General features: G+C 60.1%; 19 protein-coding genes. 14 read left to right on the forward strand and 5 right to left on the reverse strand.

Annotation, left to right across the window (positions count from 1 at the left end):
- Positions 1 to 165 precede the first annotated feature (165 nt).
- From BAR1_RS12595 to BAR1_RS12645, 11 genes are all read left to right on the forward strand, one after another.
- Positions 166 to 1,317 carry an efflux RND transporter periplasmic adaptor subunit gene (locus tag BAR1_RS12595; RefSeq protein WP_118943339.1) on the forward strand — a complete coding sequence of 384 codons (1,152 nt, stop codon included), beginning with the start codon at positions 166 to 168 and terminating at the stop codon, positions 1,315 to 1,317.
- Positions 1,318 to 1,447: 130 nt separating this feature from the next.
- A complete protein-coding gene (locus BAR1_RS12600; RefSeq protein WP_228408555.1) occupies positions 1,448 to 5,260 on the forward strand; it encodes an efflux RND transporter permease subunit in 3,813 nt (1,270 codons plus the stop codon).
- A gap of 10 nt (positions 5,261 to 5,270) precedes the next feature.
- Entirely contained in the window at positions 5,271 to 5,819 is a 549-nt protein-coding gene (locus BAR1_RS12605) for a hypothetical protein (RefSeq protein WP_118943340.1), read from the forward strand.
- Between the two features lie 9 nt (positions 5,820 to 5,828).
- Positions 5,829 to 6,332 carry a hypothetical protein gene (locus BAR1_RS12610; protein ID WP_118943341.1) on the forward strand — a complete coding sequence of 168 codons (504 nt, stop codon included), beginning with the start codon at positions 5,829 to 5,831 and terminating at the stop codon, positions 6,330 to 6,332.
- Positions 6,333 to 6,441: 109 nt separating this feature from the next.
- Positions 6,442 to 7,077, forward strand: coding sequence for a hypothetical protein (locus tag BAR1_RS18365; RefSeq protein WP_118943342.1), 636 nt, complete (start codon positions 6,442 to 6,444; stop codon positions 7,075 to 7,077).
- A gap of 91 nt (positions 7,078 to 7,168) precedes the next feature.
- Positions 7,169 to 7,945 (forward strand): hypothetical protein, encoded by a 777-nt coding sequence (locus BAR1_RS12620; RefSeq protein ID WP_118943343.1) that lies wholly within the window; start codon positions 7,169 to 7,171, stop codon positions 7,943 to 7,945.
- Between the two features lie 16 nt (positions 7,946 to 7,961).
- Positions 7,962 to 8,579: a nucleotide-binding protein gene (locus BAR1_RS12625; RefSeq protein ID WP_118943344.1), complete on the forward strand. Its 618-nt coding sequence runs from the start codon at positions 7,962 to 7,964 to the stop codon at positions 8,577 to 8,579.
- A 12-nt stretch (positions 8,580 to 8,591) separates the two neighbouring features.
- Positions 8,592 to 9,233, forward strand: coding sequence for a tetratricopeptide repeat protein (locus BAR1_RS12630; RefSeq protein WP_118943345.1), 642 nt, complete (start codon positions 8,592 to 8,594; stop codon positions 9,231 to 9,233).
- Positions 9,234 to 9,257: 24 nt separating this feature from the next.
- Positions 9,258 to 10,727, forward strand: coding sequence for a dynamin family protein (locus BAR1_RS12635; protein WP_118943346.1), 1,470 nt, complete (start codon positions 9,258 to 9,260; stop codon positions 10,725 to 10,727).
- A 10-nt stretch (positions 10,728 to 10,737) separates the two neighbouring features.
- The gene (locus BAR1_RS12640; RefSeq protein WP_118943347.1) at positions 10,738 to 11,307 is read left to right on the forward strand and encodes a hypothetical protein; all 570 of its coding nucleotides are present in this window, start codon (positions 10,738 to 10,740) and stop codon (positions 11,305 to 11,307) included.
- A gap of 16 nt (positions 11,308 to 11,323) precedes the next feature.
- Complete coding sequence (locus BAR1_RS12645) at positions 11,324 to 12,103, forward strand: dimethylarginine dimethylaminohydrolase family protein (protein WP_118943348.1); 780 nt, start codon at positions 11,324 to 11,326, stop codon at positions 12,101 to 12,103.
- Here the strand turns inward: BAR1_RS12645 and BAR1_RS12650 are convergent.
- Both BAR1_RS12650 and BAR1_RS12655 read right to left on the reverse strand, forming a co-directional pair.
- Positions 12,092 to 12,754, reverse strand: coding sequence for an SOS response-associated peptidase (locus BAR1_RS12650; protein ID WP_118943349.1), 663 nt, complete (start codon positions 12,752 to 12,754; stop codon positions 12,092 to 12,094). The two genes, BAR1_RS12645 and BAR1_RS12650, sit on opposite strands and share 12 nt — an antisense overlap.
- Before the next feature lie 84 nt (positions 12,755 to 12,838).
- Positions 12,839 to 14,374 (reverse strand): bifunctional metallophosphatase/5'-nucleotidase, encoded by a 1,536-nt coding sequence (locus BAR1_RS12655; protein WP_118943350.1) that lies wholly within the window; start codon positions 14,372 to 14,374, stop codon positions 12,839 to 12,841.
- Positions 14,375 to 14,478: 104 nt separating this feature from the next.
- On the opposite strand from BAR1_RS12655, the gene BAR1_RS12660 reads away from it, so the two are divergent.
- Genes BAR1_RS12660 through arsC form a run of 3 tightly spaced genes read left to right on the forward strand, consistent with a single transcriptional unit; the run spans position 14,479 to position 16,207 of the window.
- Complete coding sequence (locus BAR1_RS12660; protein WP_118943351.1) at positions 14,479 to 14,817, forward strand: DUF952 domain-containing protein; 339 nt, start codon at positions 14,479 to 14,481, stop codon at positions 14,815 to 14,817.
- On the forward strand, positions 14,814 to 15,872 hold the full coding sequence (locus BAR1_RS12665; RefSeq protein ID WP_118943352.1) for a quinone-dependent dihydroorotate dehydrogenase: 1,059 nt from the start codon (positions 14,814 to 14,816) through the stop codon (positions 15,870 to 15,872). Before BAR1_RS12660 ends, BAR1_RS12665 begins: the two co-directional genes overlap by 4 nt.
- Positions 15,869 to 16,207, forward strand: coding sequence for an arsenate reductase (glutaredoxin) (arsC, locus tag BAR1_RS12670; RefSeq protein WP_118943353.1), 339 nt, complete (start codon positions 15,869 to 15,871; stop codon positions 16,205 to 16,207). Before BAR1_RS12665 ends, arsC begins: the two co-directional genes overlap by 4 nt.
- A 43-nt stretch (positions 16,208 to 16,250) precedes the next feature.
- Here the strand turns inward: arsC and BAR1_RS12675 are convergent, their stop codons facing one another.
- From BAR1_RS12675 to BAR1_RS12685, 3 genes are read right to left on the reverse strand one after another with little or no spacing between them, the layout of a single operon-like run.
- Positions 16,251 to 17,573 carry an MATE family efflux transporter gene (locus tag BAR1_RS12675; protein ID WP_118943354.1) on the reverse strand — a complete coding sequence of 441 codons (1,323 nt, stop codon included), beginning with the start codon at positions 17,571 to 17,573 and terminating at the stop codon, positions 16,251 to 16,253.
- On the reverse strand, positions 17,566 to 18,063 hold the full coding sequence (locus BAR1_RS12680; protein WP_118943355.1) for a PaaI family thioesterase: 498 nt from the start codon (positions 18,061 to 18,063) through the stop codon (positions 17,566 to 17,568). Before BAR1_RS12680 ends, BAR1_RS12675 begins: the two co-directional genes overlap by 8 nt.
- Complete coding sequence (locus BAR1_RS12685) at positions 18,060 to 18,452, reverse strand: PaaI family thioesterase (RefSeq protein ID WP_118944477.1); 393 nt, start codon at positions 18,450 to 18,452, stop codon at positions 18,060 to 18,062. Before BAR1_RS12685 ends, BAR1_RS12680 begins: the two co-directional genes overlap by 4 nt.
- Between the last annotated feature and the right edge of the window lie 198 nt (positions 18,453 to 18,650).

Here is an 18,650-nt window from a genome sequence, read left to right on the forward strand (position 1 = left end):
CCCCTCTGGGCTTTCTTCCGCGACAAGAAACCCTTGCTGCGCTCTATTCACATCTGAATATTTTGATATATTGCGTATTTTGCGATATATCTTTCCATATCAGTCTGATTGCGACTGGAATTATTAGTCACCTTAAGACCAAGACAATAAAAACGGGGAGCGCCAATGCAAATTTCAAACAGGGTAAAACCGTCTTTGCTTGTTTTGGCTGTGTTGTGTGCAGGTGCATTTCTAACCTCCCCGACCCCTGCCCGATCAGAAACCGACTATCAGACCGTCCCCGTTTCAACCACATCAACCGGCGGCGAGGCCACGGTTGGCGGCACCGTTATCCCGTTCAAACAGGTCACCCTGACCGCCCAAAGCCCGGGCCGCGTGACCTTTCTTGCCGGTGCCGAAGGCCACCGCGCCAAGGCGGGCGAGGTGTTGCTACAAATCGGCGACGAAAGCATTCAGGCCCAGCGCCGCGCCGCAATGGCGCAAATCGCACAGGCCGAAGCTGCGTTGCGGAACGCACAGATGCAATATTCGCGCGAATTATATGCGCCCCGCACCAATTCGATGACCGGCATCCCTGGCATGGGCATCCCGTCAACGTTTGATCAGTTCTTCACCCGCGGCTTTTCGGATTCGCTGGGCTTCACCAACACCACCGTCGAACGACAGGCCGATCTGTATTCCCGTGGCGTTGGCATCAATCAGGCCCAAAGCGCATTGGCCCAGGCGCAGGCCAATCTGGACGCACTGGACACCCGTGTGCGCGACACCCGTTCGGTGGCCCCGTTTGACGGCATCATCATCAACAAAATGGTCGAGGTGGGTGACACCGTCCAGCCCGGCACACCGCTGGTCACCTACGCCTTTACCGATTACCTGCGCATAGATGCGGAAATTCCGGTGCGGCTGGCCGCCGGTCTGACCGAGGGCATGATCGTCCCTGCCCGTCTGGACGTGGGCGGCGCGACGGTGGACGCCAAAGTGGCGCAGATATTTCCGGTGGCCGACCCCAAACGCCACACCGTGCGGGTCAAGTTCGACCTGCCCTATGACACCCCCGGCGGCCCGGGCATGTATGTCGAGGTCACCGTGCCCGACGCCTCTGTCCCCACCCGCAACGGTCAGGCCATCCCGAACGAGGCCCTGATCTGGCGCGGCAGCCTGCCTTCGGTTTTCGTGCTTGAGGACGGCAAACCGTCGCTGCGGCTGGTGCGTGTCGGATACCCTTTGCCCGATGGCCGGATTTCGGTGGTGTCGGGTCTGAATGGCGGTGAACAGGTGATCCTGAACCCGCCCGCCAATCTGATTTCAGGAGAGTAGCAGGCACAACAACGAATACAGGGCGGGAACCGGCGACAGATCGGCACCACCCAGATGACGACGCCCGACAAGGAGGGGTAAGACCATAGCTACGGATCAAAATATCCAACCGGAGTCCGGTGCTGATGACGTGAAAAAACCCAAGCTGGGGTTGGCGGGCAGCCTTGCCGGAATGTTCATCAATTCGCCGCTGTCACCGCTGCTGCTGTTTGCCAGCCTTGCGCTGGGCATCATGGGCCTGATCCTGACCCCGCGTCAGGAAGACCCGCAGATTTCCGTGCCGATGGTCGATATTTTCTTTTCCTACCACGGGGCGTCGGCCAATCAGGTCGCCTCGCTTGCCACGGACCCGCTGGAACGGCTGATGTCGGAAATTCAGGGGGTGGATCACGTCTACTCGGTCTCAAACAGTGATGGGGCAATGGTCACGGTGCAGTTCGATGTAGGCGAGGAATTAGGACCGTCACTGGTGAAACTGAACGATAAAATCCAGTCAAACCTTGACCGCATCCCCCCCGGCGTGTCGCAACCGCTGATCCGCCCCAAAGGGGTGGACGATGTGCCGGTCGTCACCCTTACCCTGTGGTCGCACGAGCTGGACGAAGCCGGCCTGCGTTCGCTCGGGCTGGATGTGCTGCAACGGTTGAAGGAAATTGAAACCACCTCGCAAAGTTTCATCACTGGTGGACGGTCCGATGCGATACGGGTTGAAATCTTCCCCGAACGGCTGGCCGGTTTCGGCATCGGGCTGGACCAGATCGCCCAGACCATTTCCTCGGCCAACTCCGAACGCTCGGTCGGGGCGGTCGAAATGGGGCAAACCACCTTTTCGCTGAAAACCGGCGCATTTCTGAAAAACGCACGCGACATTGAAAACCTGATGATCGGCACGCAGGACGGGCAGGTGATTTACATCCGCGACGTGGCGCTGGTGACCGAAAGCACCGATGACGCCGACAACGTCGTGGCCTATTATACCGGCCCCGCTTACGGCGCGCACGAAGGACAGGACGAGGTTTCGGACCGTGCCCCGATTGGCGCCTCGGCTGTCACCATATCCGTGGCCAAGAAAAGCGGCACCAACGGGGTGTCGGTGGCCGACGATGTGCTGGCCTATGTCGACCGCCTGAAGGGTAGCCTGATCCCGGACAATGTGCATGTCGAAGTCACCCGCAATTACGGCGAAACCGCCAATGAAAAGGTGAACGAGCTGATCTTCAAACTGTTTGTGGTGACGGGTGCCGTGACGCTGCTGATCTGGTTGGCACTGGGTCTACGCGCCGCCACCGTGGTGCTGATCGTGATCCCCGTGGTCATTCTGCTGACGGTTTTCTGCGCATGGTTGCTGGGCTATACCATCGACAGGGTATCGCTGTTTGCGCTGATCTTCTCCATCGGGATTCTGGTCGATGACGCGATTGTGGTGGTGGAAAACATCTATCGCCGATGGCTGCTGAACGGCGAATGTTCCGATGATTGCAACGTGGACGCGGTGCGCGAGGTTGGCAATCCGACCATTCTGGCCACCTTTACCGTGATTGCCGCGCTGCTACCGATGGGGTTCGTTACCGGCATGATGGGGCCGTATATGGGGCCGATCCCCGCACTTGGGTCTGTCGCGATGCTGCTGTCGCTGTTCGCCGCTTTCATCTTTACCCCCTGGCTGGCGCAACGCATCAAACCCTCGATGAAGAAACTGTCCAAAATGCAGGAAAGCGAACATCGCCAGTCCGAACGCCTGCACCATTTCTTTGAACACATGCTGTATCCGCTGCTGGACAGCCCGGCCAAGGCCCGCCTGTTCCGGCTGGGCATGTGGCTGGTGTTTTTCCTCAGCCTTTCGCTGTTCTACACCCAGACCGTCACGGTCAAAATGCTGCCCAACGACAACAAGCCGGAATTCAACGTGGTGGTGAACATGCCCGAGGGCACCGCCCTGCCCGTCACCGCCAATGTCGTCACCCGCCTGTCCGACGAACTGCTGAAGATGCCCGAGGTCGTGGCCTTGCAAAGCTATACCGGCACCGCCAGCCCGTTCAATTTCAACGGCCTTGTGCGCCACACCTATCTGCGTGATTTCGCATGGCAGGCCGACATCCAGGTGCAACTGACCGCCAAGGGCGACCGCGACCGCACCTCGCACGAACTGGCGGTGGCCGCCCGCACCGCGCTGAAACCGCTGGCCGACCAGTTGGGCGCACGGATCGAAGTGGTGGAAATGCCCCCCGGCCCGCCGGTGCTGCAAACCATGGTGGCCGAAATTTACGGTCCCGATGACGCCACCCGCCGGCAGGTGGCCCGCGATGTGGAACGGCTGTTCGATCAGGCCGAAAACATCGTTGACGCCGACAGCTATCTGCAAATGCCGTTTGACAGCTGGCGCTTTGTGATCGACCGCGAAAAGGCCTCGCGGCTGGGCGTGTCGGTCGACACTATCAATCGGCAGTTGGAAATGTCGCTGGGCGGCTATCGTCTGGGCGACGTGAAAGATGAACACGCGCTGGAGCCGCGCTTTATCTACCTGCAAATGCCGCTTGCCCTGCGTGGCGAATTCGGGCGGCTGGGGCAATTGCCCGTGCCCTCGGCCAGCGGAGCAATGATCCCGCTGACCACGCTGGGCCGGTTCGAGCAATACCGCGTGGATGATCCGGTTTATCACAAGGACCTGCGCGCGGTGGAATATGTCACCGGCGAGGTCGCCGGCCGTCTGGGCGCGCCGATCTACGGTATCCTTGAAATGGAAAAGCTGCTGGATGATTACACCGCCCCCGATGGTGTGCGGGTCGATACCAATTATATCGGACCACCCACCACCAGCCTGCAATCGGCGCTGGAATGGACGGGGGAATGGACCGTCACCTATGTGACCTTCCGCGATATGGGCATCGCCTTTGCTGTGGCGCTGGTTCTGATCTACATCCTTGTGGTCGGAGAATTCGGCAACTTCCGCCTGCCCGCGATCATCATGGCGCCAATCCCGCTGACCCTGATCGGCATCGTGCCCGGCCATTGGCTGTTCGGAGCACCGTTCACCGCGACCTCGATGATCGGTTTTATTGCACTGGCGGGGATTATTGTGCGCAACTCGATCCTGTTGGTGGATTTCTCGCGTCAGGCGGTGGCCTCCGGTATGCCCGTCAAAGACGCGGTGATCCACGCCTGCGCCACCCGCACGCGGCCAATCATTATCACCGCTCTGGCACTGATGATCGGCTCGTCCGTAATCCTGTCGGATCCAATTTTCGAGGGCATGGCAATTTCGCTGATGATGGGCGGGATGGTATCAACCTTGCTGACGCTTGTGGTGATCCCGCTGGGGTGCGTGAAATACGCCGGCGCAATGCAGGAACTGGGGCACGCGCAATCTGCCAATGGCGCCCCGATGCCCCCCGCCGAACCGGCCCCGGAACCGCTGCATGTTTCGCAAGGATCAGGCAAGGGCGTGATTGGCACGGCCAAATCGGCGCTGGCCGGATTGGGCGATGTGGTTCTGTCTGTCGGCGCAGCACTGTTCGGATTGGCGCGCGGATTGGGCCGGATGGTTATGGGAAGCCGCAAGAAACCTGTGGCAAAGCCCGCCCGGACATCTGCGGTAGTGGTTGGCACAGCTGTGCAGGAAACGGCCAAGCCCGAAGTGAAACCGGAAGTGGCCTCAAAGCCTGCCGCGAAACCGGCCAAGCCTAAAGCGAACAAACCTGCGGCAAAGCCGAAAACAGCCAAGCCGACAAGCAAACCGGCAGCGGCGCGCAAACCCAAAACTGCTGCGAAACCGGCAGCCAAACCAAAATCGGCAAAACCGGCCCGTAAGCCAGCAACAAAACCTAAAGCAGTGAAACCCGCAGCCAGCAAACCCGCAGCCAAACCAGCCACCCGTCGCAAGGCAAAACCCTCGGGGCGGCGCGGTATTCGGCTGAAAAACCCCAACAACGATAATCAGGAATAGGAGGCGACTTATGCGTAAATCGGCACTAACAGCGTTCGGCCTGATCATAGCGGCATCCCCGCTTGTGGCCCAATCCCCGATGGCGCCTGCGCCCATTCCCGGCCCCTACCAGATTATCATCCGCCCGCAGGCGCCAGCCCCTGCCATGCGGCCCCAACAACAACCCTATAGCCAACCGATGCCCTACTGGATGCAGGTGCAACGGCCAAATGGTGCGCAGCAGCAAACCACACAGGCCCCTGCCCCCCGACAGCCATTCATCTCCGGCTGGAACTGGTCGCAACCGCCTCAAGGGACAGCTGCGCCGCAAGGGTATGGCGCGGTGCCGACACCGGGGTATTTTCCGGGGTACGCCACCGGACAGAATGGCCAGCAACCCCGCCAACAGCGCCCTGCCCCGAATTACGGTCAACCCGCACAACCCTATCCGCGCCAGAACTATGGCTATGCAGGGCAGCCTTGGGGACCACAAGGGTTCATGCCCTGGGGCAACGCCAACCCTTACGGCTATGGCTACCAACCCGGTTACGGCAGACCACCACAACCGCAACGACAATAGAGAATACCAATGACACACTTTCGGGCACATATCAGGTTTCAGACTGCCACCATCGCCGTGGTCGCAGCCTTGTGCCTTGTGCCCGCCACCACATTGGCCAACCCGTGGAACCCCTATCCGCAGCAAACAGCGCCCGCACTGGCCCCTACACCGGCCCCCGCGCCCAAACCGCAACCGAAATACTATGAAGAAGCGCCGGCTACGCTGCCCGCAACACAGGCCGCACCAGATGGTCCCAGCCGCTTTGCCCCGCCTGATCTGGACCGCCAGCTATCGGCCCCGCCGCAAAGCGCGCCCTACATTGCGCCCTATGGATATCAGGGCGCCCCACTCACCCCATATGCCAGCCCACCGGCATATTACGGCCCGCCACCTGTCGGATATGCACCCGCCTATCCGATGGGCGCCCCGCCATATGGCGGCGGTGCAGGCGGCTACCCCCCGCCACCACTCGGCAACAGTTTCTGGGGTGGACCATCCGGTAACAATTATTCCCCGTTCGGGTTCTGGTGAGCAAATCGAAAATAACGACGAGCAATAACAATAAAAAAATGACGGATGGCGGCACAAGTTCCAATGCCACGTTCAAGAAATAAACGGAACAATAACAAGGAGATACACAATGCGTAAAACAGTATTCAAAATCGCTCTTGCTGCCGGACTGGGCAGCCTGATGGCCGTAGGCGCCAGCGCCCAGAACTGGGGTCCGGCCCCTGGCCAGGGTGGCTATTACGGCCCGCCCGCCGGTTACTACGGACCGCCCCCCGGCTATTACAACAACAACGGCTGGGGTGGCAATAACTGGTCCCCATGGGGTGGCGGCAACAACAACTGGGGCCCTTGGGGCAACAACAACGGTTGGGGCGGCAACAACTGGACACCTTGGGGTGGCAACAACGGTTATAACAACGGTTGGGGCAACAACTGGGGCCCGTTCAGCAGCAACAACAACGGTCGTGGCAATGGCAATGGCGCGTTCAACTTCGGCTTTAGCGGCGACGTAAAAGGCGAAGGCCAAGGCGAAGGTCAGGGCCGTGGCGAAGGTCAGGGTTATGGCAGCGGGTACGGCAATGGCTATGGCAACAATGGCTACGGCAACAACGCCTGGAATCCTGCATGGGGTCCATATCCCGGCCCGCAAGGCCCTTACGGCGCACCTGCTCCGGCTGGCCAACCACCAGCAGCACCTGCAGAAGGTGGCGAAGCTGCCGAAATGCAGACACCCACAGCAGACGCTGCCGAAGGCGCCAGCAACTAGGGTGATCCCTGTCTGAAAACCCGTCCGCCCCGCAAATTCGCGGGGCGGACGACAAAACCGATTTTTCATGCGGCATCAAAGGGGGGACGACATGTCAAAGCACAGCATCATATGCACGGCTTTCACCGTGTTCGCCCTGTTGGCAAGCGCCACTGCGCTCTTTGCCCAGAGTGTTCAGGCCCCGACCGCCAGCGCCCCGAAATCCTATTCCGCAACCGCCATTCACGCCCTGCCCAACCAACCAGAAACAACCGGCAAGATCGTTAAATCAGGCCAGAACCTGCGGCTGGAGTTTCAACAAAACGGCAAGCCCGTCATCCAGATCCTGCGCCCTGCCGATGGCCTCATGTTTGTGCTGGACCCGATCGCCAAAACCTACATCGAAATTCGCGGCCCCGCTGTGCCCGCCACCGCGACTGAAGGCTATACCAGCCCCTGCCCCGACCAGCCGCCACTGGCCCGTTGCGAGCGCACCGGCAAGGATACCGTCAGCGGCATTTCCGTTGAGCGCTGGGAACTGGCGGCAAGGCCCGATGATCCGTCACTTGTAATTCTGTGGGATTCCACCCGCCGCCGCGCCTTGCGACAGGAATTCCCCGATGGCCGCGTGATGGCGATGGCCTTCAAAGCGATGGAAGACGTGGACGGGCGCAAAACCGAACACTGGACCATTCAGGTCACCGCCCCCGACCAGCCCGCCAATACCGGCAGTTGGTGGTTCGACCCCGAATTGCGCGTTGTGGTGCGCGAGGACATGCCCGGTGGCGAAATCCGCCGTCTGGAAAATATTGAAACCGGCCCTGTTGACCCCGCCGCCTTTATGGTGCCGCAGGGGTGGACACGCCAAGATACGCCCACGGGCAACTGATCAGGAAAGGCATGCCATGCTGACACTTTACGCCAACTTCAAGGGCGGCACCGGCAAAAGCACCGTTGTGTTCAACATGGCGGTCTGGCGGCTGGAGCAGGGCCATGACGTCACCGTCTGCGATCTGGACCCGCAACGCACTGTCACCGATGTGGCCGCCATCCGCGCCGAGGACGGGATCGAACCCGCGCTAAAGGTGGTGCACAAACTGCCCACCCGCGCCAAGGCCAAGGGGGAATGGCTGATTGACGTGGGCCTGTCAGACATGGATGCGCTGAAGGCCGCGATCAAAATCAGCGACCGGATTGTCATTCCGGTGACCCCCTCGCAGGCCGACATCTGGGCCACGCAGCAATTTCTGGACATCATCGCCAAGGCCCGCCCCAAAGGCAAACTGCCCCCCGTTCTGGCCTTTATCAACCGCGCCGATCCGCACCCGCGTTCGCGTGAAAACGCCGAAACGATGGAGGTGCTGGACATGCTGGAGGGGATCAAACCGCTGGACGCCAAAATGGTGCAGCGGCTGGCGTTCCGGCGTTCGTTCTCCGAAGGGCTGGCGGTGTTTGAACTGGAACCCAACGGCAAGGCGGCCGCAGAACTGGACGCGCTGGCCGCGGCCATCCACAATGAATAAGGAATAGAAACGATGATCATGCCTTTCCTGCGACTTGTTGCCATCTACATCGTCGTCATTCTGGCCGCCGTGCTGTTTTTCAACCGCAACACAGTGATGCCATTGCTGGGGTTTGGCGGGGATGATGACACCCCCGTCGTGCAAACCGAAACCGCCACAGGCACCCCCGTGGCCAAAGCCATTTCCGAGGCGCCAAAACCCGTGGCCCGCCCCGATGCGCAGGCCATCGTACAACCCGTGGCCGAAGCGCCCGCGACCCAGCAGCCGCCCAAATACCCTACAGCCGAAACCGCGCAGATCGTTACGCCCACGGCACAGCCTGCCGCCCCCGCGCCCGCAGCCAAACCCGCCATCAATCTGGAAAGCCGCCTGAAAGAGGCGCGTCAAACCTATTGGAGCCGCGACATGGCCGGTGCCGAGGCCCGCTACAAAGGGTTGATCAACGATTTCCCCGACAACGCCGATATCAAGGGCGAGCTGGGCAACCTGTACTACGCCCAGCGCCGCAACTCCGAAGCGGCGGAAATGTACCATCAGGCCGGCGTGCAACTGATCAAGGATGGCAACACCCAACAGGTGATGCTATTGATCGGCGTATTGCAGGCCATCGCGCCCGCCAAAGCCGCCGATCTGCGCCAGCGCCTTTCCCAGTAACGCCGACAACCGGAACATAGTGACATGAGCACCTTTCTGAAATCCCGCCTCGCCCGTCTGGAAAGCCATTTGAAGGCCGAAAACCCCGCGCTACTCGAGGTGCTGCCGACCTATTACAAATTCGACAAGCTGCTTTACAAAACCGGCCTGCTGGATCGGGAAACATCGCTGGCCTCGCGGATTTCATGGTGGCCGCTGATTTCGGTGCTGGGCACGTTTTCCTCGGGAAAATCGACATTTATCAACGCTTACGTCGGGGATGAATTACAAAGCACCGGCAATCAGGCGGTGGATGACAAATTCACCGTGATCTGTCACCGCTCGGCCGAAGGTGGCGGCAACCAGACCCTGCCCGGTTCCGCCCTTGATGCCGATCCGCGCTTTCCTTTCTACCGCATCAGTCACGAGATCGAAAAAGTGGCGCAAGGCGAAGGCAAACACATTGAAAGCTATCTGCAACTGCGCACCACCGACAAGGAAGCGATCCGTGGCAAGATCATCATCGACAGCCCCGGATTTGACGCCGATGATCAGCGCACATCGACCCTGCGCATCACCGATCACATCCTTGATCTGTCCGATCTGGTGCTGGTTTTCTTTGACGCCCGCCACCCCGAACCGGGCGCAATGCAGGACACGCTGGAACATCTGGTCGCCCGCACGGTGACGCGCACGGATGCCTCGAAATTCCTGTATGTTCTGAACCAGATCGACACGGCAGCCAAGGACGACAACCCCGAAGAAGTGGTGGGCGCATGGCAACGCGCGATTGCGCAGGCCGGTCTGACGGCGGGGCAGTTTTACACCATCTATAACGAAAAAGCCGCCAGCCCGATCGAAGACAAGGCCCTGCGCGAACGCTTCCGCGCCAAACGCGACACCGATCTGGCCAAGATCAAAGAGCGCATGGACGAAGTTGAATTGCAACGCAATTACCGCATCGTTTCGGTGCTGGAAACCGTGGCCAATGAACTAGAGCACGACGTGCTGCCCAAACTGCGCACCGCAAAGGCAAAATGGCGCCGTGGTGTGCTGATTGGCGACGGCATTGCATTGGGCGCGCTGGTGGCGGCGGCCATCGGGGCGGCGGTTTATTTCAAGTGGGTGCCCTCATTGGAAATGTTCACCTTTGCCTGGATCAAGGCCAACTGGATCGACGCAACTGTCGGCGTGGTGGCCCTGGCGATCCTTGCCTTTGCCTTTCATTTCTGGATGCGCGGATTTGTGGCCAAACGCATCGCCAAACCGCTATCGGAATCCTACGGGCAGGTTGAGTTGAACCTGAAAAATGCATTCCTGAAAAGCGCCGGTGCCTTCCAGTCGATTTTCCGCGTCGAGCCCGCAGGTTGGAGCAAACGCGCTGGCAAGCATCTACGCACCGTGCGCGAAACCGTGGCCACCCACATCCAGAACCTGAACGACCGCTACGCCGATCCATCGGGCAAAACCGCGATTGCCAAGGATGATCCGGCCAAGGCCAAAAAGACCACATAGGACCAAGCAAATGTATACCGAAGCATCCCGCCAGTCCCCCGAAGGCAAATGCGCCGATCTGGCCTTTCGTCTGGCCGTTTACGAGGCCGGCCACGCCCTGACCGCCCGCGCGTTGAACCTGCATATCCTGTCGGTCCGCATGTTGCCCCGCCCGCCGGTTTTAAGCAGCGACAAGACGTTCAGCAACAACGACTGGGTATCCTTCATCGAAGCGCTGGAAATCCGCGTGATCGAATTGTTCGGCGGCCAGATCGCCGAAGAAACCGCCTGTTCCTGCAACACCTGCGGCATCGGTGATATCGCCCGCGTGGACGAATTATCGCGCCTGATTGCGGGGCTGAAGGGGGAAGAGGACGCCGAAGCGGTGATGTTTGAACTGGAAGACATCGCGCTGAAAATATTCGCCAAACCCGAATACAAGGACGCCATCATCCCGATCGCCACCTTTCTGGCCGAACGGGTCGAGGCAGGCGAGGAACTGATCAAAGGCACCGACCTCGAGGCCGAGCTGGACAAATACGTCCCCCGCGCCCCCAAGGAAAAATGGACCAGAAAACTGTTTTCCTTTGGCCGTAAATAGCGTTTGAATACGCGGTATGAACCAGACCTACGAATTCCGCCACGCCGTCACCCGCAAACCCGCCGCCAGCATTACCGAGGGGCTGCGCGCCATTGATACCGGCGCGCCCGATCTTGTGCGAATGCAGGCCGCCCATAACGCCTATGTCGCCACCCTGCGTGAAACCGGTGCCGATGCAGTAGAACTGCCGCCCCTGCCCGCCTATCCCGACAGTGTTTTCGTCGAGGACACCGCCCTGTGCCTGCCCCAAGGCGCAGTCCTGATGCGCTCGGGCGCGGCAAGCCGTGCGGGCGAAGTGGCCGAAATGGCCCCGACCTTGCGCCGTCACTATAGCGAGGTTCGCAAGATCAAAGGCCCGGGTACCATCGAGGGCGGGGATATTCTGGTCACGCCAAAGGAAATTCTGGTCGGCCTGTCGGATCGCACCAATCAGGCCGGTGTGGATGAACTGGCCCAACTGGTGCAGGACTGGGGCTATAGGGTGCGCAGCATCACCGTTCCCCGTGGTGTGCTGCACTTCAAAACCGATTGTTCCCTGCTGGATGGCAAAACCATCCTGTCCACCCCGCGCCTTGCCGCATCGGGGTGCTTTGACGGCTATAAAGTCATCCACACGGCAGACGGGGAAGAAGCCGCAGCCAATGCCATCCGCTTTAACCAATTCGTGATCATGGCCGCCGGTTTTCCCGACACCGCCAAACGCCTGCGTAATGCCGGTTACGAGGTGCGGGAAATCGACAATACGGAATGTGCCAAACTGGACGGCGGCATGTCCTGCTTGTCGTTACGGTTCTAGCGGCTCGATCAACTCCGGCCCTTGTGCCTTGTTCGAATTCACCGCAACCCCGACCCGATGCTTGCGCAACACCCCGTCCGGGGCGGGCTGCATCAATCTCGCGGCCCCCTTGCCTTCCTCGCCCAGCCACAGCCCCCATTGATCCGGCGACAGGATCACCGGCATCCGGTGATGCACCGTCGCCATTTCACTATTCGCATCCGTGGTGACAATCGCGCAACTGTCCAGCAGGGCATCCCCCTTGTCCCGGCGCTGCCAGATACCGGCAAACACCACCGGCGTACCATCATCACGGTAGATATACCACGGCAGACGCGCCCCGCCCTCGCCTTTGCTCCATTCATAAAAGCCGGTGGCGGGGATCAGGCAGCGGCGGCTGCGACAGGCATCGCGAAAGGCGGGTTTTTCGGCCAGCGTTTCCCCCCGCGCGTTGATCAGCAGCGGGCCATCGGTGAGCGTTTTATACCACTGCGGCACAAACCCCCAGCGCATCGAGACCAGCCGTCGCCCTTCACCGCGGACCACGGCAGAAATGTTGTTCGTCGGGCAAATGTTGTAGTTCGGGGTCACGGGCAGATTGTTCGCAGGCAGGGCCGCAAACATCTGCGCCATCGCGTCCACCGGCAGGGTCAGGGAAAATCGTCCACACATGGGGATACTCTAACAGGCATGTGCAAAATGCAAAACACCCCGCAGCTTGCAGTGCGGGGTGTTTCGCTTGCTATTCAGTCCGGCCTAGTTGCCGACGGTTTTGATCCGGCCTTCGACCGAGGCGGTCACGCCACCGTTCTTCAGCACATAGTCGATCACGTCATTGGCCATCAAATTGCCGTTTGCCGCATCAACCAGCATCCGGCCACCGCCCAGCGCACTGTAACCGTCACCACCGCCAAGGATGTAATCGTTGGTGGCCAGTTTGTAGGTCTTGTCCATATCCAGATCCTCGCCGCCGACTTTTACCGAAACGATGCGCGAACCGGCCGGTGCGCTGGGATCATAGACAAACGTCATGCCTGAAACCTGCGGGAATCGGCCAGCCCCCTTTTCAACCTGACTGACACCGTTTTCCAGCGCGGCCAGAACCTGACTGCCGGGCAGTTCGGTCACAACGGTGACGTTGCCAAAGGGCAGTTCTGTCAGAATATCGCGCCGCGTCAGAACCGTGCCCGCGTCATAGGTGCGGTCGCCACGGATGCCGCCGCCATTGGCAATGGCAATATCGGCGCCGGTTGCATCCCGAATGGCATCGGCAATCAGGTTGCCCATCGCGGATTCTTCGCCACGCACCACATTGCGGCGCGAATCCAGCATCCCCTTGGTTGCGCCGATTTCCACATTCAGGCTGTCGTCCAGCTGTTTTTCAAACGCAACAACCAGCGCCTGCGATTCAGGATCAGGCTCGACATTCGCCGTGTCGATAAAACGGAAGTTCGGGGTCCAGCTAACTTTGCGTTTGCCGCGGGATTCCCCGATTGTCACGGTCAGATCAATCGGCGACAGGAACCGCGCGTCAATCGAGGTTTCCACATAGGCCGTGCGCCCGTCATAGGAGGTGCCGTAGGAATGGTCATCACCCGACAGGATTACGTCAAACGCGCCGCTGGCGATTAGCTTGCGGTCATTGGTCATGTCGGTCTGCACCACGCCAATCACCAGATCGGCCCCTTCGGCCCGCGCGGCCTTTGCGGCGGCAACACCGCTTTCAACGGTGGGTGCGAATTTCAGATCTTCCGAGCTTGTCACCTCGGGGGTGGTGTCCTGCGCCACCGGAATCAGGGCAATTTTCAGCCCCTCGATTTCCTTCCACATCACACCGCCAAGGCCCTCGACAGGTGATCCGTCGCCATTGGTGATGTTGATCGCGGCCCAAGGGTAATTCGAGGCGGCCATCTTTTCCATGAAATTTTCAACACCGAAGTCGAATTCATGGTTGCCCGGCACGGCAATGTCAAAAGGCACCAGATTGGTCAGCTCAACCGTGTTCTGCCCCTTGTCAAACCCCGACAGGATGGACGGCGACAGCATATCGCCGTCAAACACATAGATCGTGTTCGGGTTGGCAGCACGTTCGGCCCGGGCCACGGCGTTCAGGCGGGCAAAGCCACCGGCATCGCCATCACCGTTGAACTGGTAAATATCGCCAACGCCCAGAATGGTGATCTTGATCGACTCTTCGGCATAGGCCGGTGCCAGCGTGGCCGCAGCAATCGCTGTGCCGCCCAGAATGGCCGCCGTCAGGCCGCGAAAGGTGGTTTTGGAACGCATCGTCATGGGAATCCCCCTGTTGAGTGAATTGAATCACCGCGTATCGTGGCGATGTATCCCCCAAGAGTCAAAGCCTTGACGATTGCGTTTCAAAACGGCATGTCACCCCCATGCAAATTTATAAAATCTTCCTTGGGTCCGAATGGGCCGAACTTGACGAAAAGGGCGAAACCCTTGGTGCGCCGATTGATCTGGCCGACGGGTTTATCCATTTTTCCACTGCCGCACAGGCCGGCGAAACGGCGGCGAAATATTTTGCCGGTGTGGACGGTCTGATGCTGGTCGCCTTCGAGGCCGACGATATGGGCGATGCGATCAAATGGGAACCCTCGCGCGGGGGCGATCTGTTTCCGCATCTCTACCGCCCTCTGAAACGCGCCGAAGTGCTCTGGGCCAAACCGCTGCCCTTTGAGAACGGGGCGCATATCTTTCCGGCAGAAATGACATGAAGCTGATCGAGCGCCTTGGTATTGCGGCCCTGCACCGGCTGGATCCGGAACAGGCGCACGCCCTGTCGCTCAAGGCGCTGAACAGCGGGTTGATACCTCTGCCCGGTGTATATACCTCGCCCCGCCTGCGCACCACTGTCGCGGGGCTGAAACTGCCCAACCCTGTCGGCCTTGCCGCCGGTTTTGACAAAAACGCCGTGGCCCTTGCGCCGCTGTCCCGCGCCGGTTTCGGACTTATCGAGGTCGGCGCTGCCACCCCGCGCCCGCAACCGGGCAACCCCAAACCGCGCCTGTTCCGCCTGAGCGAAGACAAGGCGGTGATCAACCGCTTCGGCTTCAACAATGACGGGATGCAGGCGATCGGGCGCCGACTGGTGCAATATACCGGTGACGCGGTGATCGGTCTGAACCTTGGCGCGAACAAGGACAGTGACGACCGCGCTGCGGATTTTGCCAGGGTGCTGGGATACTGCGGCGGGGATATTGATTTTGCCACGGTGAATGTGTCGTCCCCCAACACCGAACGGCTGCGCGATCTGCAAGGCAAGGATGCCCTGAGCGCCCTGCTGAACGGCGTGCTGAAGGTACGCGACGGCCTGCCCCGCCCGATCCCCGTGTTCCTGAAAATCGCGCCCGATCTGACCGAGCAGGAACTGGCCGACGTGGCCGACGTGGCCCGCAAGACCGGCATTGATGCCATCATCGCCACCAACACCACCTTGTCGCGCGACGGGCTGACCAGCCGTCACCGCGATGAAACGGGTGGCCTGTCCGGTGAACCTTTGTTTGAAAAATCCACCCGCGTTCTGGCGCAGCTATCGGAACTGACCGATGGTAAAATCCCGCTGATCGGGGTCGGCGGCATCGGCTCGGCTGAACAGGCCTATCAGAAAATCCGCGCCGGCGCCTCGGCGGTGCAGCTTTATTCGGCGATGGTCTATCAGGGCCTGTCGCTGGTTGATGAAATCACCCGCGGCCTTGACGATCTGCTGGCGCGTGACAAATTCTACAAAGTCTCCGACGCGGTCGGAACCGGACGAAAGGACTGGCTATGACAACCATCTGGCACAACCCCCGTTGCAGCAAATCCCGCGCCACGCTGGCCCTGATCGAAGAGGCCGGCATCACTCCGGCCATCCGCCGCTATCTGGACGACGCCCCGTCTGAATCAGAAATCCGCGAAGTGCTGGCGCTGCTGAACATCCCCGCCGAAAAACTGATCCGCAAAGGTGAAGCGTTGTTCAAGGAACTGGGCCTGAAGGATGCCGACGAGGACACATTGATCAAAGCTATGGCCGAACACCCCAAACTGGTTGAACGTCCCGTGGTGATCAAAGACGGCAAAGCCACCCTTGGCCGCCCACCGGAATCCGTTCTGGATATTCTCTAGCCCCTTCTTCTTGCCCTAAATACCTGCGCCGCAGGCATAGAATCTATTTCCCTGCCTGTGCCTCCAGCCCCGGATATTTCAATGCAAGCGTCACCCCGCGGGCGACAAAGGAAATCAGTAAGGACAGCCACAGCCCGTGGTTTCCGAACATCGGCACCAACACCGCGATCGACACCGCATAAACGATAAACGACAGCGCCATCATATTGCGCATGTCGCGAGTGCGGGTGGCGCCAATAAAAATGCCATCCAGCATCCACGATGCAACGCCCAGAACGGGTGCTACAATCATATAGACCAGATACACGCGGGCCTCGGCCCTTACATCCGGCGCGGTTGTCATCAAATCTATGATGTCCCCCCCGAATACCCAAAATGCCAGTGACAGCACAGTGACCGTCACCAGCCCCCAGAAACTGGTCAGGGATGCGCTGCGACGCAATGCTGTATAATTCCCGGCCCCCAACGCTTGCCCCACCAGCGTTTCAGCAGATATCGCAAAGCCGTCCAACGCATAGGCGGTGATGAACAGGAACTGCAACAACACCTGATTGGCCGCCAGTGGCACATCGCCAAAATCTGCGCCAAAGAACAGAAACGAGATGAAAATCACCTGCAACAGCACGGAACGCAGCATAATGTCGGTATTCACCACCGCCATCTGTTTCAGCCTGTCACGGTTGAAAATCCGCGCCTTGTCCCGCCATGCCGATCCGGCAAAAGCACTGCGGCACAGCCAAAGGCCCAACACCAGCCCGCTCCATTCTGCCAGAAAGGTTGCGATGGCCACGCCCTGCACCCCCCAGTCAAGGCCCAGCACGAACCACAGATCCAACCCGATGTTCAAGCCGTTCACCCAGAATTGCAGCACCAGAACCGAACGGGTCCTTTCATTCGCGATCAGCCAGCCGCTGATGCCATATAACGATATCGCCGCCGGTGCCGACCAGATACGGATACGCATATAGGAACGCGCCAAAGCCTCGACTTCGCCCGAGGCGGGCGACACCTGAAACGCCGCCCACATCAGCGGGATTTGCAACAGGATAAGGCCAACGCCGGCCGCAAAGCCGATCAGCAATGCCCGCATCAGCAGGGCAGCCGCTTCGGGCCGGTCACCCGCCCCCAATGCCTGCGCCGCCATGCCCGAAGTGCCCATCCGCAGGAACCCGAAAAACCAGTAAAGCGCGCCCAGAATAATCGCGCCGATCCCCACCGCGCCAATCGGGGCGGCCTGCCCCAACTGCCCGACCACGCCGGTATCCACCGCGCCCAGAATGGGCACCGTGGCGTTGGACAGCACAATCGGAAAGGCAATCTTCAGGACGCGGGAATGGGTCAGCGCGCCTGTCTGGCTGTCACTCATCCCGCTGCGGCATCAGGAAATGCCCCGTGGCCTGTGCAAACAGGCGCTGGCGGTTGTCCTGCCACCCCTCGACATGCACCGAGGCATAGCGCCGCCCCGAGCGGTTCACCCGCGCCCGCGCATAGGCATCGCGCGGCAGACCGCTGCGCAGGTAGTCGATGGTGAAATCAATCGTCTTGGGCATCCGTGGCAGGGTCATATCCCCGCCCGCGTCTCCGCTTTCGATGTCGTTCCACAGCATTTGCCAGCTTAGGCCGATCACCGCCGTGATTTCCAGAAAGGCGGCTGTCACCCCGCCGTGGATCGCTGGCAACATCTGGTTGCCGATCAGTTTTTCATCAAACGGCAGAACGGCGGTCAATTCATCCCCGCGCCGATCAAAACTGATCCCAAGAAATTTCGCATAGGGCACACCGTCAACCAGCGAGGTCAGCGCCGCATCGCGCCGCTGTTTGATCACTTGTACGGGTTCGGGACGGGATCGGCTCATTTCTTGCCCCCCTCTTCGCGCTGGATGGTAAAAGTGCCGGTGGCCGTGGCCACGGGGCGGGATGTATCCTCGTCCGTGGCGGTGGCGCGCACAAAGGCCACTGTGCGGGTGACATGGTAACATTCGGCATGTGCCGTGATCCGCTGGCCCGGGGTTGCAGGGCGCATATAGTCGATGCGCAAATCCAGCGTCGCCGTGCCCATGGTGCCGGTCGGATGGCACATCACCGCCGCCCCGCTGGTCGTATCCATCAGCGCCGAAACCGCGCCGCCGGAAATCACGCCGGTTTCCGGATCGCCGATAAAACGTTCGTCATAGGCCATCGAGATTTCGGCCTTGCCATCAGCGATCTTGCCCAGCTCCATGCCAAGCGCCTGAAAATGCGGCATCGCGGCAAAGACCTGCCGGATCAGATTGACCCGCGCCTCGCCATCAAGGTGTTCCGGTACTGCCACGCGCCTGCTCCTTATCCAGAAAAAAGATGTCGCGCTTTTGTTATTCCGCCCAGCGCAATTCAGTGCAAGTCTTATCTGCGACATTATACCCGACAATTTCACTCAAAATTACTTGCAAGTCATTCTCATTAT

Origin of the sequence: Profundibacter amoris (assembly GCF_003544895.1) — a bacterium.
Lineage (GTDB): Bacteria > Pseudomonadota > Alphaproteobacteria > Rhodobacterales > Rhodobacteraceae > Profundibacter > Profundibacter amoris.

Coding starts and splice junctions, on each gene's coding strand:
- BAR1_RS12595 (WP_118943339.1), top strand. CDS start 166: ATGCAAATTTCAAACAGGGTAAAACCGTCTTTGCTTGTTTTGGCTGTG.
- BAR1_RS12605 (WP_118943340.1), top strand. CDS start 5,271: ATGCGTAAATCGGCACTAACAGCGTTCGGCCTGATCATAGCGGCATCC.
- BAR1_RS12610 (WP_118943341.1), top strand. CDS start 5,829: ATGACACACTTTCGGGCACATATCAGGTTTCAGACTGCCACCATCGCC.
- BAR1_RS18365 (WP_118943342.1), top strand. CDS start 6,442: ATGCGTAAAACAGTATTCAAAATCGCTCTTGCTGCCGGACTGGGCAGC.
- BAR1_RS12620 (WP_118943343.1), top strand. CDS start 7,169: ATGTCAAAGCACAGCATCATATGCACGGCTTTCACCGTGTTCGCCCTG.
- BAR1_RS12625 (WP_118943344.1), top strand. CDS start 7,962: ATGCTGACACTTTACGCCAACTTCAAGGGCGGCACCGGCAAAAGCACC.
- BAR1_RS12630 (WP_118943345.1), top strand. CDS start 8,592: ATGATCATGCCTTTCCTGCGACTTGTTGCCATCTACATCGTCGTCATT.
- BAR1_RS12635 (WP_118943346.1), top strand. CDS start 9,258: ATGAGCACCTTTCTGAAATCCCGCCTCGCCCGTCTGGAAAGCCATTTG.
- BAR1_RS12640 (WP_118943347.1), top strand. CDS start 10,738: ATGTATACCGAAGCATCCCGCCAGTCCCCCGAAGGCAAATGCGCCGAT.
- BAR1_RS12645 (WP_118943348.1), top strand. CDS start 11,324: ATGAACCAGACCTACGAATTCCGCCACGCCGTCACCCGCAAACCCGCC.
- BAR1_RS12650 (WP_118943349.1), bottom strand. CDS start 12,754: ATGTGTGGACGATTTTCCCTGACCCTGCCGGTGGACGCGATGGCGCAG.
- BAR1_RS12655 (WP_118943350.1), bottom strand. CDS start 14,374: ATGACGATGCGTTCCAAAACCACCTTTCGCGGCCTGACGGCGGCCATT.
- BAR1_RS12660 (WP_118943351.1), top strand. CDS start 14,479: ATGCAAATTTATAAAATCTTCCTTGGGTCCGAATGGGCCGAACTTGAC.
- BAR1_RS12665 (WP_118943352.1), top strand. CDS start 14,814: ATGAAGCTGATCGAGCGCCTTGGTATTGCGGCCCTGCACCGGCTGGAT.
- arsC (WP_118943353.1), top strand. CDS start 15,869: ATGACAACCATCTGGCACAACCCCCGTTGCAGCAAATCCCGCGCCACG.
- BAR1_RS12675 (WP_118943354.1), bottom strand. CDS start 17,573: ATGAGTGACAGCCAGACAGGCGCGCTGACCCATTCCCGCGTCCTGAAG.
- BAR1_RS12680 (WP_118943355.1), bottom strand. CDS start 18,063: ATGAGCCGATCCCGTCCCGAACCCGTACAAGTGATCAAACAGCGGCGC.
- BAR1_RS12685 (WP_118944477.1), bottom strand. CDS start 18,452: ATGCCGCATTTTCAGGCGCTTGGCATGGAGCTGGGCAAGATCGCTGAT.